This window comes from Halomonas sp. BC1, assembly GCF_002078135.1.
GTDB lineage: Bacteria > Pseudomonadota > Gammaproteobacteria > Pseudomonadales > Halomonadaceae > Vreelandella > Vreelandella stevensii.
Map to the genome: position 1 here is coordinate 471,316 of NZ_LFGS01000019.1, position 12,640 is coordinate 483,955.

The 12,640-nt window shown below is 61.2% G+C and carries 16 protein-coding genes and 2 pseudogenes; 14 read left to right on the forward strand and 4 right to left on the reverse strand.

What is annotated here, in order from left to right; translation table 11 throughout:
- Nucleotides 1-73 precede the first annotated feature (73 nt).
- The gene (locus B7L72_RS16205) at nucleotides 74-895 is read right to left on the reverse strand and encodes an aldo/keto reductase (protein WP_081195532.1); all 822 of its coding nucleotides are present in this window, start codon (nucleotides 893-895) and stop codon (nucleotides 74-76) included.
- A 166-nt stretch (nucleotides 896-1,061) separates the two neighbouring features.
- Between B7L72_RS16205 and dhiT the strand changes: the two genes are divergently transcribed.
- The 9 genes from dhiT to bla all read left to right on the forward strand — a co-directional run bounded on the left by dhiT (nucleotide 1,062) and on the right by bla (nucleotide 5,350).
- Nucleotides 1,062-1,331, forward strand: coding sequence for a type II toxin-antitoxin system toxin DhiT (dhiT, locus tag B7L72_RS16210; RefSeq protein ID WP_081139058.1), 270 nt, complete (start codon nucleotides 1,062-1,064; stop codon nucleotides 1,329-1,331).
- The gene (gene dhiA / locus B7L72_RS16215) at nucleotides 1,325-1,846 is read left to right on the forward strand and encodes a type II toxin-antitoxin system antitoxin DhiA (protein WP_016914639.1); all 522 of its coding nucleotides are present in this window, start codon (nucleotides 1,325-1,327) and stop codon (nucleotides 1,844-1,846) included. Before dhiT ends, dhiA begins: the two co-directional genes overlap by 7 nt.
- Before the next feature lie 63 nt (nucleotides 1,847-1,909).
- Nucleotides 1,910-2,374 carry an OsmC family protein gene (locus tag B7L72_RS16220; RefSeq protein WP_081195534.1) on the forward strand — a complete coding sequence of 155 codons (465 nt, stop codon included), beginning with the start codon at nucleotides 1,910-1,912 and terminating at the stop codon, nucleotides 2,372-2,374.
- Nucleotides 2,375-2,471: 97 nt separating this feature from the next.
- Nucleotides 2,472-2,720 carry a hypothetical protein gene (locus tag B7L72_RS18755; protein ID WP_217806088.1) on the forward strand — a complete coding sequence of 83 codons (249 nt, stop codon included), beginning with the start codon at nucleotides 2,472-2,474 and terminating at the stop codon, nucleotides 2,718-2,720.
- A gap of 27 nt (nucleotides 2,721-2,747) precedes the next feature.
- On the forward strand, nucleotides 2,748-2,993 hold the full coding sequence (locus B7L72_RS18760) for a hypothetical protein (RefSeq protein WP_217806089.1): 246 nt from the start codon (nucleotides 2,748-2,750) through the stop codon (nucleotides 2,991-2,993).
- A gap of 28 nt (nucleotides 2,994-3,021) precedes the next feature.
- Nucleotides 3,022-3,492, forward strand: a complete 471-nt coding sequence (locus tag B7L72_RS16230) for a GNAT family N-acetyltransferase (protein WP_016914637.1) — start codon at nucleotides 3,022-3,024, stop codon at nucleotides 3,490-3,492.
- 38 nt (nucleotides 3,493-3,530) lie between these two features.
- Nucleotides 3,531-3,953, forward strand: a complete 423-nt coding sequence (locus tag B7L72_RS16235; protein ID WP_016914636.1) for a GFA family protein — start codon at nucleotides 3,531-3,533, stop codon at nucleotides 3,951-3,953.
- Nucleotides 3,954-3,960: 7 nt separating this feature from the next.
- Nucleotides 3,961-4,413 carry an N-acetyltransferase gene (locus B7L72_RS16240; protein WP_016914635.1) on the forward strand — a complete coding sequence of 151 codons (453 nt, stop codon included), beginning with the start codon at nucleotides 3,961-3,963 and terminating at the stop codon, nucleotides 4,411-4,413.
- Between the two features lie 16 nt (nucleotides 4,414-4,429).
- On the forward strand, nucleotides 4,430-5,350 hold the full coding sequence (gene bla / locus B7L72_RS16245) for a class A beta-lactamase (protein WP_371827789.1): 921 nt from the start codon (nucleotides 4,430-4,432) through the stop codon (nucleotides 5,348-5,350).
- Nucleotides 5,351-5,421: 71 nt separating this feature from the next.
- Here the strand turns inward: bla and B7L72_RS16250 are convergent, their stop codons facing one another.
- Nucleotides 5,422-6,006 carry a manganese efflux pump MntP gene (locus B7L72_RS16250; RefSeq protein WP_016914633.1) on the reverse strand — a complete coding sequence of 195 codons (585 nt, stop codon included), beginning with the start codon at nucleotides 6,004-6,006 and terminating at the stop codon, nucleotides 5,422-5,424.
- Nucleotides 6,007-6,130: 124 nt separating this feature from the next.
- Nucleotides 6,131-6,859: a CDP-alcohol phosphatidyltransferase family protein gene (locus B7L72_RS16255; protein ID WP_081195536.1), complete on the reverse strand. Its 729-nt coding sequence runs from the start codon at nucleotides 6,857-6,859 to the stop codon at nucleotides 6,131-6,133.
- Between the two features lie 260 nt (nucleotides 6,860-7,119).
- Here B7L72_RS16255 and B7L72_RS16260 point away from each other — a divergent pair, with 260 nt between their 5' ends.
- The 4 genes and pseudogenes from B7L72_RS16260 to B7L72_RS19010 all read left to right on the forward strand — a co-directional run.
- The gene (locus B7L72_RS16260) at nucleotides 7,120-8,118 is read left to right on the forward strand and encodes a zinc-dependent alcohol dehydrogenase (RefSeq protein ID WP_081195538.1); all 999 of its coding nucleotides are present in this window, start codon (nucleotides 7,120-7,122) and stop codon (nucleotides 8,116-8,118) included.
- 14 nt (nucleotides 8,119-8,132) lie between these two features.
- Nucleotides 8,133-8,531 (forward strand): 6-pyruvoyl trahydropterin synthase family protein, encoded by a 399-nt coding sequence (locus B7L72_RS16265; RefSeq protein WP_081139066.1) that lies wholly within the window; start codon nucleotides 8,133-8,135, stop codon nucleotides 8,529-8,531.
- Complete coding sequence (locus tag B7L72_RS16270) at nucleotides 8,528-10,459, forward strand: glycosyltransferase family 4 protein (protein WP_081195540.1); 1,932 nt, start codon at nucleotides 8,528-8,530, stop codon at nucleotides 10,457-10,459. The genes B7L72_RS16265 and B7L72_RS16270 overlap by 4 nt, the downstream gene beginning before the upstream one ends.
- Before the next feature lie 58 nt (nucleotides 10,460-10,517).
- A pseudogene (locus B7L72_RS19010) lies at nucleotides 10,518-11,330 on the forward strand (lysylphosphatidylglycerol synthase transmembrane domain-containing protein); the annotation flags it as partial.
- A 117-nt stretch (nucleotides 11,331-11,447) separates the two neighbouring features.
- Here the strand turns inward: B7L72_RS19010 and B7L72_RS19015 are convergent.
- Nucleotides 11,448-12,278, reverse strand: a complete 831-nt coding sequence (locus tag B7L72_RS19015) for a RibD family protein (protein ID WP_081195732.1) — start codon at nucleotides 12,276-12,278, stop codon at nucleotides 11,448-11,450.
- 97 nt (nucleotides 12,279-12,375) lie between these two features.
- On the opposite strand from B7L72_RS19015, the pseudogene B7L72_RS16285 reads away from it, so the two are divergent.
- A pseudogene (locus tag B7L72_RS16285) lies at nucleotides 12,376-12,640 on the forward strand (GTP cyclohydrolase); the annotation flags it as partial.

A 12,640-nucleotide genomic window follows, 5' to 3' on the forward strand; every position in this document is an offset into this window, starting at 1 on the left:
AGGGAATCCCCTTCCTTTCCGTCGTCAGACGGCAGCGCAAGCTGAGGGAGGGGAGGAGGTCAAAGGCGATTGCTCACACCATCATCAAGCCCTGCTTGCGTGTTGGCGGCGGATAGGCGGCATCCATCTGTGCCAGGTCCTCATCATCAAGCCTGACCTTATCTGCATCAGCGTTCTGTGTGAGGTGACCCAGATTCACAGTTTTAGGAATCGCAATCACCCCAGGGTGGCGCAGTGCCCAGGCAAGCGCGATTTGCGCGGGGGTGGCGCTGTGCTTGTCGGCGATGCGTTGCAGGGTGCCGTCTTGAAGTAGCGCGCCGCCTTGCCCGATGGGGCAGTAGGCCATCAGCGGCATGTTTTGCTGGGCTTGCCAGGGCAGCAGGTCGTATTCGATGCCTCGTGCTTCGGGGTTGTAGAGGACTTGGTTAGTGGCGCACGCGGGCGCGTTTAGCTCTTCCAGGTCGTCAACGTCGAAATTCGATACGCCCCAACGCAGGATCTTGCCTTGCTCGCGTAGCCGCTCAAACGCTTCCACGGTGTCGCTCAGCGGGTATTGGCCGCGCCAGTGCAGCAGGTAGAGATCAATCGTATCGGTGCCCAATCGGCGCAGGCTACGTTCGCAGGCGACTTGAGCGCCTTGGGTGCTGGCATTGTGGGGGTAAACCTTGCTGACCAGATACGCCTGCTCGCGCCGCCCACGAATGGCTTCACCCACGATTTCTTCAGCGCCGCCCTCGGCATACATCTCGGCGGTATCGATCAGCGTCATCCCCAAATCCAGGCCTTCACGCAGCGCCCTGACCTCAGCCTGCCGCTGCCTGGGATCCTCGCCCATGTGCCAGGTGCCCTGACCAATACGGGGTACGCTGGTGCCGCCTAGCACTATTGTCCGCATATCTTGCTCTCCTGATGGTGTTCCTGTTGCGATGTGGTTCTGACTGTTCGAGGCCATCGCCGTTCATGCACCCAGCGTAGACTATCCGTGTCTCGAAAATTTTCTATTTTGTCTCTTCAAGGATACGTTGCTATAGTCTATTGAAGTAACAGGCGTTAGAGATACCATGCCGGAAATTGATGCGTTGCTAGGCCTTTCTTTTTGCTTGTATTTTTTTGATAACAAGCAACATAAGCTACCCCACCTTCATGTGAAGTATGGTAGCTACGAACTGATCATTGCGATTGAAACGGGTGAGTGCCTGGAGGGCTATCTACCTAACAAGCAGCGTAAGAGAGCGGAGAGCCATATTTTCGATCACCGTGAACAGTTGATGGTGATGTGGCACAAAGCAGTGAATGGCGAAAACCCGGGTAAGCTAGGTGACGTATGCTAAAAATCGTGGATGTTGATGTCATTTCAGGTCATGCCTTGGCGCTAACGTTCAGCGATGGCTACTTCGGCCGCGCTGATCTGACAGCTTACTTCAGTAAGCCTCCCTTTTCTGAGATCAAGGATTTCAAGCGTTTTTCCTTAACACCAGAAGGATCCCTCAATTGGAGCGGCAACGAGCTTTCTGCGGCAACACTGCGTGCTATTACCAAAGGTGAGCAAAAATCCGCAGACGTTTTTGTTAACGTTCAAGAAATGGAAGCCGTCATTAAGCAGGCTTCCTGGGAGTCGATGAAAGAGGGACGCGCCGATATTTTGCAAGCCGCCATTCGCTCTTATGTGGAACAATTTGGTCATAGTCAAGTGATTGCGAAAGCAGGTATCAAAAGTCGCACCAGTGCTTATCGTTCCTTAAAACCTGAAACCAGGCCCAATTTTGATACGCTGGTTCAACTGGGGCACGCAGTGATTGAGCTCGCGCAAGAGCGTGCTGTCAGTATCAACGAGTCTTCCATTTAAGCTGTATTCTGCGTTTACGCATTGAAGGTATTCGCACCCAGCGATTGAGCCAAAGGAACCCTCATGGCCGAATACACCGCTTCCATTCACTGGGCCCGTGGGGCCGATGAAGCCTTTATAGATCAGCGCTATAGTCGTGGGCACGAGTGGGTGTTCGATGGTGGCGTCCGTGTGGCGGCGTCGTCATCGCCCCATGTGGTGCCGTTGCCCTACTCGGTGGAGGCCAACGTCGACCCGGAAGAGGCGTTCGTGGCTTCGCTTTCCAGCTGCCATATGCTGTTCTTCCTGGCCCTTGCTGCGCAGCAGGGCTTGGTGGTGGAAAGCTACGTGGACCACGCCGTGGGGGTGATGGAGAAGGGCAGCGACGGGAAAATCGCCATGACCAGGGTGACACTGCGGCCCAAAGCGCTGTTTGCAGCGCAGGCACCTTCTGTCGAGACGCTCGAACAGCTCCATCACGCCGCCCATGAAAAGTGCTTTATCGCCAACTCCGTCAAGACCGAGGTCGTGACCGAGATTCAGCTTTAAAGCGGGGCTGTAGGGGCTGCGCAGGATGGCAAAACGTCCTGGCAGCGGTTAGCCTAAGCGGTTGATGGATACTCTCGTTAAGCGGATGGGCACTGCCATGGAACACTCCTCTAACGTCACGTTGGCGCTGGCCGACGCTTCGACATTCGATGCATTCAAGCAAGAACTCAAGGCCTCGTTCAGCGTGGCCGTGGAAGAGGCCTTTGGTGCGGTAGAGCCGGGTCTGATTCCATCGGATGATGATATCGACCAATCCCTGACTGCCCCCGATGCCGTGGTGCATCACATCCTTCTGGATGGCGAGAAAGTGGGCGGTGCAATTGTCACCCTGGAGGCATCGACCTAGCGCAATACTCTGGATCTGTTCTACCTCTTGCCCAACTCCCTCGGGCGTGGGGTGGGCTACCGTGCCTGGCAGGCTATCGAGCAGGCGTACCCCGCCACGCGGGTATGGGTGACCCACACGCCGTACTTCGAAAAGCGCAACATCCACTTTTATGTCAACAAGTGTGGTTTCAAGATCGTCTCTTTTTACCACCGTGACTACCCCGCTCCAGGCGACGAGGCGCGGGGCAGCAAGGCACACAGGCTAGAGTTTTTGGTTTTGAAAAAGTCATGATGTAAGCCCGCAAGAAAAGGATTTTAAAGTGACCGTAAGAGCAGCAGAAAGAAGCGATATTGCCGCCATGGCCGAGGTGTATCAGGCCTGTTTCCCCCGCGAGAAGAACCATGCCCAGTGGATCGAGGCATCGTTTAACGCCTACCCGCGGGGCGTGTACTACGTGGTAGAAGTAGCGGGCGTGGTGCGTGGCTATATTCTGTGGTGCGTAAAGAACGGCTTTCGGGAAAAAAGCATCATCGAGCTGGAGCAGATCGGCATTCATCCCGACGCGGCGGGCCAGGGGCTGGGTAAGCGGCTCATCGTGGAGTCATTGGCACCGTTCAAGACCCACGTGCGAGGCCTGGGCTGCGGTGTCGGGGCGGTGATGGTGACCACCTCGGAAGGCAACTTCGCGGAAAAACTGTATCAATCGACCCTGGGGGTTTCCCGCGCGGCGGTGGTCAGCGGTTATGGTGCCGGGGATGAGGTGATTCTGTATAACCCCAGCATGGCGTAGCCAGCGATGGCGTGCGGAGAATTTTCAAGGAGCAGAACATGAAGGGCGAGTGCCTGTGTGGGGAAGTGGCGTTCACGATCGAGGGTGAGCTGCCTCACCTGTACCAGTGCCACTGTTCGTTATGTCGCAAGGCCACCGGCGCGGCGGCCAATGCGGCCACCTTCGTGCCGGGGGAGCAGTTTCAGTGGCGCTCGGGGCAGGGGAATGTCCGCTCGTATCAGCGGGAAAGCGGCTATCGCAGCGACTTTTGTGCCACCTGCGGTAGTCCGGTGCCGAATCAACTGCGCGGCAGCGACTGGATGTGGGTGCCTGCCGGGCTGTTGGAAGGCGAGACCGATGCCAGGGTGGCAGTGCATTTGCATGTGGCCTCGGCGGCTACCTGGGAGCAAGAAACCAACCACTGCCAGCGTATCCAGGCCTCGCCCGAGAGCCTTCAGGCACTTCACGCTCTGCTTCAGTAGGCATGTCATGCACGCTCACTCACATCACTATCGTATTCGTGCCTTTCAGGCGGACGACATGGAGGCCGTGCTGGCTATTTGGCTGGCGGCGTCTATCCAGGCGCATGATTTTATCGAGCCTGACTTTTGGCACGCCCAGCGCGATGCCATGCGGGAGCGATACCTTCCCGCCTCAGAAACCTACGTAGCCGAAACCTCAGGCCAGGTGGTGGGCTTCTATAGCCTTTACGAGAACACCCTGGCCGCGATTTTCGTGCAGCCAGAGGGGCAAGGCCGTGGCCTGGGTAGTGCGCTACTGGAAGATGCCAAACGCCGTCGAGCATGGCTGGAACTGACCGTCTATGCCCAGAATACGCCCAGCATTCGTTTTTACGAAGCGCGCGGCTTTGTGCGCATGGGCGAACAGCAGGATGAACACACGGGAGCGCCGGAGCTGCTGATGCGTTTTAGCCCCTCGTAAGAATAGCGCTACACTCATGTTGTCTATTTTCCCTTACTGCCCAGGAAGGTTACCCATGAATCACCGCCAACCACGCTGGATGCGTGCCACGCTATCGGCGTGCGTGCTGTTCGCTTCGTCTGTTGCAATGGCACAAGACGACCCTATCAGCGCTGAGCTGGCGCGTATCGAACAGGCGCTGGACGCGCGCATTGGCTTTGCGGCGCATGATCTGGCCACGGGCCAGCGCTGGGAGGTGAACGCGGATGAGCGCTTTGCCATGTCCAGCACGTTCAAAACGCTGGCGTGTGGCGCGCTGCTGGAGCAGGTGGATGAAGGGCGGCTAGCGCTGGATACCGAGGTCAGTTTCGATGAATCGGCGCTGGTGACTTACTCGCCGGTGACCGAGCAGTATGCGGGGCACCAGCCAATGACGCTGTTCGAGCTGTGCGATGCCACCATGACCACCAGCGACAACACGGCGGCCAACCTGATACTGGAAGCCCTGGGCGGGCCGGAAGCCATCACGGCTTTTGCGCGCCGCCTGGACGATTCCGTTACGCGGCTCGACCGTTTCGAGACCGAGCTGAACGAAGCCACGCCCGGGGATGAGCGCGACACCACCACGCCTAATGCCATGTTGGCCACGCTGGAAACGCTGGTGCTGGGCGATGTGCTCACCCCGGAATCTCGGCAGCAGTTACAAGACTGGATGAAGGGCAACGCCGTGGCCGATGGGCTGTTTCGTGCCGCCATGCCTTTCGATTGGGTGATCGCCGATAGAACCGGCGCAGGTGGCTATGGCTCTCGTTCCATCACGGCCATCATCTGGCCTCCTGAGCAGGCGCCCACCGTGGCTGTGTTCTACCTCACCGAAACAGACGCATCGTTCGAGGCACGCAACGAAGCCATTGCGTCGTTGGGGAAGGTGGTGCAAGCGTATCTGGATGAGCGCTAAACATCGCTCCTGATTACCCGCAGGGTGGCTCATGGGCTACCCTGCGGGTGATGTACATGAGGCTACGCAGGTTACAGTGCCTGTAGCATACCGGTAACGCCACCGCCGGTATGCTCTATCAGTACCATCACCCCAATCCCGATCAATACTACCCCGCCTATCAGTTCTGCCCAGTGGCCTACGTAGCGCCCCAGTTTGTGGCCAAGCAAGGTGCCCATCGAGGCCATGACGGTGGTCGCCAGGCCGATGGCCAGGCTGGTGGTAATGATATCCACGTCGATAAACGCCAGGCTGGCGCCGACGGCCATGGCATCCAGGCTGGTGGCAATGGCGGTCAGTACCAGCAGCCATAGCGTTTGCTTGCGGTGGGCTACCTGCTCTTCTTTTTTGAGCCCTTCGTACATCATGTGCAGGCCAATGGCGGTCAGCAGTACAAACGCGACCCAGTGGTCCCAGGCTTCCACATACTGTTGAGAAGCCTTGCCTGCTACCCAGCCCAGCACTGGGGTGATCGCTTCGATGGTGCCGAATATCAGGCCAATGCCCAAGGCATGTCGCCAGCGTGGTTTGGTCAGTTCGGCCCCTTTGCTGAGTGATGCAGCAAAGGCATCCGCCGACATGGAAACCGCTAAAAAGAGCAGGGCTACAGGTGTCATCGCAAACGGCTCACGTTATCTGAAGAACCAGTGAATACCTATACCCGAGTATGTGGGTCGGGTATTTGAATGGACGGAATCCTATCAGGTTTTAGAGTGAGCCTGGCGCTATTCGTCATGAGCATCAACGACGCGGACGCCGTTGATACAGCCACCATACGTCTACCCCAAAGGAGTAAGCCAGGCTGAGCAGGGCTCCCAGGGCCAGCAGGCTGGCGTAAAGGGAGGAGGTGAAGGGAGTCAGTGCCAACAGGAGTGCCGTGACCTGCCAGACACAGATCAGTTTACGGCGGAAGCTGTCGTACAACGGCGCCTCTAGCCAAGGCAGCAGCCATCCTGCTGCCACGAAGCCATAGCGCATTGCGCCAATCAGCAATACCCAGGGGCCCAGGGCTTCTGCGCGCATCAGGGCCAGGCATAATAGCAGGATCAGCAGGGCATCCAGCTCCATGTCAAAGCGTGCGCCAAAGGGCGAGTGGCTGTGGGTGCGGCGGGCAATCCAGCCGTCCACGCCGTCCAGCAGCAGGGCAATCATGGCGACACCCAGCCATAGCCCAATGGCCTGTTGAAAGGCGCCGCCCACCAGGGCGCCAGCCACCAGTGCCACCAGTACACCACGCACGAGGGTGACTCTATTCGCCCAGCCCAGCGCACCGTAGGGCCAAAACAACAGCACTAGCGCGCTCATCACGGCATATAAGCCGGCGGCTAACCACCAGTTGGCGGCACTCGCCATGAGCGGACCCATGAGCCATCCCAAACCGCCCAGTAACAGGCCCCCCAGCAGCAGCTCCAGGCCGCTATGAAGCCGATTGAAGCGTGGCGATTCCGAAGTGTGTGAGGCTGGGGGCATGAAGGCTCTCGAAGCGGCATCGTCATCCGCAGTTGAAATTAGTGGTGCAATAATTTATCAATGTATCATTATTGTATAGATATGGCGCGCTGCTTGTGCTTTGCTGGTGAGCTGTCGAGCCGCGTCACGAAGGTTAATAAACGTTAATAGACCGTTTTCTTTTCTAAGCTAAGCTATAGGTTAGCCCTTGAAAAGTCGCCAACTCTTGCAAAGGCTTGGGTCAACGCAGGGAACTTGCGCTTCAACGATAAGGAAATGTCATGTCAGTGCCTGATACCGCTCAGGCCTTTTGGGTCACCCGCCCAGGCCACGGTGCAATTCAGTCCGAATCTCTCCCTGCCATGGGCCAAGACGATGTGCGTGTGCGTGCGCTTTACAGCGGCGTCAGTCGAGGCACCGAGTCGCTGGTGTTTCATGGCCGTGTGCCGAGCAGCGAGACCCAGCGTATGCGCGCGCCCTTTCAGGTGGGGGAGTTCCCTGGCCCTGTCAAATATGGTTATTGCAGTGTAGGCCGCGTGACCCATGGCCCTCAGGCGCTGGTCGACCAGACCGTATTTTGTCTTCACCCCCACCAGGACCGCTATATCGTCCCGGCCACCATGGTGGTGCCGGTGCCCGCTGACGTACCGGCTTACCGGGCGGTGCTGGCCGCCAACATGGAAACGGCCATCAACGGCGTGTGGGACGCCAACCCCATGCTGGGTGAACGGGTATGTGTCGTGGGCGGCGGCGTCGTGGGTGCGCTGGTGGCTTACCTGTGCGCGCGTATTGCTGGGGTGCAGGTGCAGCTCATCGATATCAATGGCGAGCGTGAGGCGTTGGCCGATGCGCTGGGGGTGCCGTTTGCCCTGCCGGAGCAGGCCCCTGCGGATCAGGATTGCGTGATTCATGCCAGCGGTCATCCTGAGGGCCTTCGCCTGGCCATGTCATTGGTGGGCCAGGAAGGGCGCGTGATCGAAATGAGCTGGTTCGGGGAGGGTGACGTGGCGCTGCCCCTGGGCGGCGCGTTCCATTCCCAACGTTTGACCCTGCGCGCCAGCCAGGTGGGCCAACTGCCTGCCAAGCTGCAACCTCGCTGGAACTACCAGCGTCGCCTGGCTCTGGCGTTGCGCCTGCTGGCCGACCCGACGCTGGATGTCTTGATCAGCGGTGAGAGCAATTTCATGGACTTGCCTGCCCTGGCGCTGGCGTTGTTTGGCCCGGGCAGCAAGGCATTGTGCCATCGCATTCGTTACCCCGTTCAGGATGAACCTGAATAACCCAAGGAGTTGCCATGTACCGTTTATGTGTTCGTGACCATTTCATGATTGCCCATAGCTTCAAAGGGGAGGTCTTCGGCCCTGCGCAGCGTACCCATGGGGCAACGTATGTGGTGGATGTCATCTTTCAGCGCCCCGCGTTGGATGAAGATGGCCTGGTCATCGATATCGGGCTGGCCAGTGAAACCGTCAAGGAAGTGTTGGCGGGATACAACTACCGCAACCTGGACGAGGTGAGCGAGTTTACCGGCCAGAACACTACCACCGAATTCATGGCCAAGGTGATTTTCGACCAGCTGGCCGAAGCGATTCGTGGCGGCAGGATGGGAGAGACTGCCAAGGGGCTGACCCGCATGGAAATCAAGCTGCATGAATCCCATGTGGCCTGGGCAAGCTACGAAGGCGAGCTATGAGCCAACGATTTACCCTGATCGTGGCCGGCGACCCTGGCCAGCGTACTGGCGGCTATCTCTATGATGCCCGCATCGTGGAGGCGCTGCGCGAGCAGGGCCACCAGGTGACGGTGGTGGGCCTGGAAGGGTGCTTCCCGTTGGCCGATGAGGTCGCGGCGAGCGCCCTGGCCCACGCGCTGGAGCAGCAGGCGTCAGGCGCCCGAGTGATACTCGATGGCCTGGCCGTAGGTGCGCTGCCCGACGTGGTCGCACGACATGCCGACAGGCTGGACCTGACCGCGCTGCTGCATCACCCGCTGGGGGATGAGCAGGGGCTGTCCAGCGATGAGCAGCAGCATCTGCACCGCAGTGAGCTGACGGGGCTTGGCTGCGTGGCGCGTATCATCGTGACCAGCCGTTTCACCGCGCGGCGCTTGAAGGCGCTGGCCGAGCAGTACGCCGTGCCGCTCACTGCGCCGATCAGCGTGGTGGAGCCTGGCGTGGCGCATGCCCCTATCAGCCCGGCGCCGCGTGAGGGTGAACCCCTGCGCTTGCTGTGCGTTGCCACCCTGACGCCACGCAAGGGGCAGGACGTGCTGGTCAAGGCGCTGGCAGGGCTGACCCATCTGCCCTGGCAGTGTGACTGCTATGGTGCCGAGCGAGACGCCGAGTTCAGCGCCAGCGTTCGCCAGCGCGTGGAAGAGCATCACCTGGGCGAGCGCATCGCGCTGCACGGTGAGTGTGATGCCGCCACCCTGGAAGCTGCCTATCACCGGGCTCACGCGCTGGTACTGCCCTCCTGGTACGAAGGTTACGGCATGGTGGTGACCGAAGCTTTGGCCCATGGCCTGCCCGTGATCACCACCACCGGTGGCGCCTTGCGCGATACGCTACCCGAAGGCGCTGGCTTGAGCGTTGCGCCTGGCGATGTGCCCGCATTGCAGGCGGCGCTGGAGCAGTTCTGCATTGACCAGGCCCTACGCACGGCGCTGCGGGCAGGCGCTGCGGTCGCACGCGGAGAACTCAATGACTGGCAGGCGGCGGGTGCCCAGTTTGCCAGCGCGCTGAACATGGGGGTCGCGCCGAACATGCCCGCAGGCAGCCAGTTTGCGGCCAGTTGGCTCAGCCAGCGCGAGCGCGTGGATAGCCAGTCGCGCAGCAGCGCGCTGGTAGCAGGTTTGAATGCCTGGCTGGCCAACCGTGATAGCATCACCCTGGCAGATTTGGGCTGTGGGCGGGGCAGCAACGTACAGTTTTTGGTGCCCCGGCTGAGCGTTCCTCAGCGCTGGGCATTGTTCGACCACGACCCTGAATTGCTCAAGGAAGCCCGTGGCCGTGCCATGCAGCTCCACGATGCCCGTGGCCAGCCCGTCCAAGTGGCAACCCACTGCACCTCGCTGGCGAAGCTGGCGCACTCTGCCTTGCTGGAAGCCGATGTGGTCAGTGCCTCGGCGCTCATCGATCTGGTCTCCCAGCCGTGGATCGATGCGCTGGCCGCCCAGTGCGCCGAGCAGCGGCAGGCGCTGCTGGTCAGTCTCAGCGTGACGGGGGAGTGGTGCTTCATCGATGCGGAGCACCAGCCACTCGATCACCCCGAAGATCGCTTCGTACGGGGCCTGTTCAATGCCCACCAGCAGCGTGACAAGGGGCTGGGCGAGGCGCTAGGAGGCCACGCCCATGCGGCGCTCGCGGAGGCGCTCAAGCGCCGGGGGTATAGCCTTGAAGAGGCTGCCACGCCTTGGCAACTGGCCGCAGGAGACACCACCCATGAGCCGCTGATTCGCTCGCTCATAGAGGGCTGGGCCGCCGCCGCCACGGAGCAGGCGCCGGAAGCGGCCACGCGTATTGCCGAATGGCGCACGGCCAGGCTGGACGCCGTGGAGCGTGGCCAATGGGGTGTGTGGGTAGGCCATCACGATCTGCTGGCACTGCCAGCGGTGGCGGGGTAGCAGAGTGCTCGCGCGTGGCTGGCGTGCGCCCTGGGTACGACGTTGCCTGGTCAGCGGCATGCTGCTGCTGGCGCTCGCCTTGTGGGTCGAACCTGCCGATATCATGGCCGAAGTGCAGCGCTTCTCGCTGGGCTGGATGGCTCTGGCGCTGGCCATCAGCGTGCTGCAAGTCATGCTCAGTGCGTGGCGCTGGCAGCTCACGGCGGGGCTGATCGGCGTGCCGCTGCGTTTTGGCTACGCCCTGCGTGAATACTACCTGGCGCTGTTGGTCAATCAGCTGCTGCCAGGCGGGGTGCTTGGAGATGCCGGGCGCGCGCACCGCCATGCGGGCCAGGCCACTTCTCGTGGCAGCGCCTGGCGGGCGGTGGTGATCGAGCGCGCGTCTGGTCAGGTGGCCGTGGCGCTGCTCACGCTGGCAGCGCTGCTGGCATCGCCGCTGTGGCACGCTGCGCTGGGCCCTACGGTGTTGATGTCATTGGCGGCTGGCGCCCTATTTGGCCTGGCAGGACTGGCGCTGCTGATACATTGGACGCGTCGCCAACGGCTGGCGCTACCGCGCTGGTGCCAAACGCTGGGGCGCGATCTGCGCCGGGGGCTGTTTCAGCGTCGCGTATGGCCCCTGCAACTGGGCTCGTCGCTGACCATCGTGATCAGCTATGGCCTGGTCATGCTGTGCGCGGCCAGGGCCATCGGTAGTCCGATACCTGCCTTTGAACTGCTGGCGTTGGCACCGGTACTGCTGCTTTCCATGCTGGTGCCGCTCTCGGTAGCCGGGTGGGGCGTACGCGAAGGCGCCGCAGCAGGTTTATGGATGCTGGTGGGCATGCCGCCTGCGCAGGGTGTGGCCATTTCGCTGGCGTATGGCGTGCTGGTGCTGCTGTCCAGCCTGCCGGGGATCCCCGTGGCACTGGCTCGGCGCGGTCAAGCGAGCCCGGCAGGCCCTCCGGCCTCTTCGGCTTCGGGTGGTGGGGTCATGGGGGCTGCCGAGTCAGGAGCGGCGCAGCTCGACGTCGAACAGCGTGTCGGCGCCGCATCGGAACGAGCGCATCGTGGGGCGCAGCGCCTGCTCCAGGGTGTCGATGGGGGTCATCACCAGCCCGGGCCGCCCCGAACCAATCAACAGCGGGGCCACCAGCAGGTGCAGGCGATCCACGGCCTGGGCTTCGATGAACTGAGAAATGGTGATGCCGCCACCTTCCACCAGAACGCGGTGCAATCCGCGCTCTGCCAGCAGTGCAATGACATCGTGGGGTTGAAATTGCCCATGGGCATTCAGCGGCAGGCAGCACTGCTCGGCAGCGCTGTTCAGCGGGGCTACCTGAGGTCCGGTGATGTGCAGCGTCGCCACGTCGCCTGGTTGAAACAGCGCCAATGTGGTGGGCACGCGACCGCGCGGGTCCAGCACCACGCGAACCGGGTTGGGCCCATCGACATGGCGCACGGTGAGCTGGGGGTTGTCGGCCACAGCGGTGCCGGCGCCCACCACCACGGCATCGGCCAGGGCGCGCAGCCGGTGCAGGTGCACCAGGCTTTCAGGGCCGTTGATGTAGTGGGAATGGCCGCTTTCCGTGGCGATACGCCCATCCAAACTCTGGCCCAGCTGCGCGACCACCCATTGGGGCCTGGCGGCCAGCGGGGTCAGGCAATCGAGCCACTGCTGAACGTCCGGCCCAGCGGCCTGTGGCGTCTGGGCCTCAGGGGGAAGAGTAGACGCCTCGGTCATGCGCTGTGCCGTGGCACTCAACGCGATCAACCATTCCCAGGCAGCCTCATCATCGAGGGCCGGGGAGTATCGAGCAGAAGAACTGGAGTCGGGCATAACGCTTCCCTATTGGATACACCCACTGATCATGCGGGGCCAGGTAGCGCAACGCAAGTGACCTTTGTTCAGACGACCAGGCAATCCGGAGGCCTACATGTATCACATTGAACGCGCCATTTTTGATATTCGCCGTGGTTTACCTGTCGTGATTCGCAGTGGTGAGCAGCGCTTGCTGGTGCAGGCGCTGGAGGGTAGCCGCTCGGTGGCGGCGCTGGCGGCGCTGGCGGCGCTATCGGGCTCACGTCCGGCCATGGTGCTGACCCGCCATCGGCTGGAGGCCATGGGGTTGTCGCTCAAGGCCGACGCTGCCTGCCTGCCACTGGCCGAACAGATCGGCGAGCATGAGCTGCACCAGCTGG

Bases quoted from the DNA above. Each gene is read 5' to 3' on its own strand.
- B7L72_RS16250 (WP_016914633.1), bottom strand. From the start codon at position 6,006: ATGACACCTGTAGCCCTGCTCTTTTTAGCGGTTTCCATGTCGGCGGAT.
- B7L72_RS18755 (WP_217806088.1), top strand. From the start codon at position 2,472: ATGGAACACTCCTCTAACGTCACGTTGGCGCTGGCCGACGCTTCGACA.
- dhiT (WP_081139058.1), top strand. From the start codon at position 1,062: ATGCCGGAAATTGATGCGTTGCTAGGCCTTTCTTTTTGCTTGTATTTT.
- B7L72_RS16205 (WP_081195532.1), bottom strand. From the start codon at position 895: ATGCGGACAATAGTGCTAGGCGGCACCAGCGTACCCCGTATTGGTCAG.
- B7L72_RS16270 (WP_081195540.1), top strand. From the start codon at position 8,528: ATGAGCCAACGATTTACCCTGATCGTGGCCGGCGACCCTGGCCAGCGT.
- bla (WP_371827789.1), top strand. From the start codon at position 4,430: ATGTTGTCTATTTTCCCTTACTGCCCAGGAAGGTTACCCATGAATCAC.
- B7L72_RS16235 (WP_016914636.1), top strand. From the start codon at position 3,531: ATGAAGGGCGAGTGCCTGTGTGGGGAAGTGGCGTTCACGATCGAGGGT.
- B7L72_RS16255 (WP_081195536.1), bottom strand. From the start codon at position 6,859: ATGCCCCCAGCCTCACACACTTCGGAATCGCCACGCTTCAATCGGCTT.
- B7L72_RS16220 (WP_081195534.1), top strand. From the start codon at position 1,910: ATGGCCGAATACACCGCTTCCATTCACTGGGCCCGTGGGGCCGATGAA.
- B7L72_RS16265 (WP_081139066.1), top strand. From the start codon at position 8,133: ATGTACCGTTTATGTGTTCGTGACCATTTCATGATTGCCCATAGCTTC.
- B7L72_RS16260 (WP_081195538.1), top strand. From the start codon at position 7,120: ATGTCAGTGCCTGATACCGCTCAGGCCTTTTGGGTCACCCGCCCAGGC.
- B7L72_RS19015 (WP_081195732.1), bottom strand. From the start codon at position 12,278: ATGCCCGACTCCAGTTCTTCTGCTCGATACTCCCCGGCCCTCGATGAT.
- dhiA (WP_016914639.1), top strand. From the start codon at position 1,325: ATGCTAAAAATCGTGGATGTTGATGTCATTTCAGGTCATGCCTTGGCG.
- B7L72_RS16240 (WP_016914635.1), top strand. From the start codon at position 3,961: ATGCACGCTCACTCACATCACTATCGTATTCGTGCCTTTCAGGCGGAC.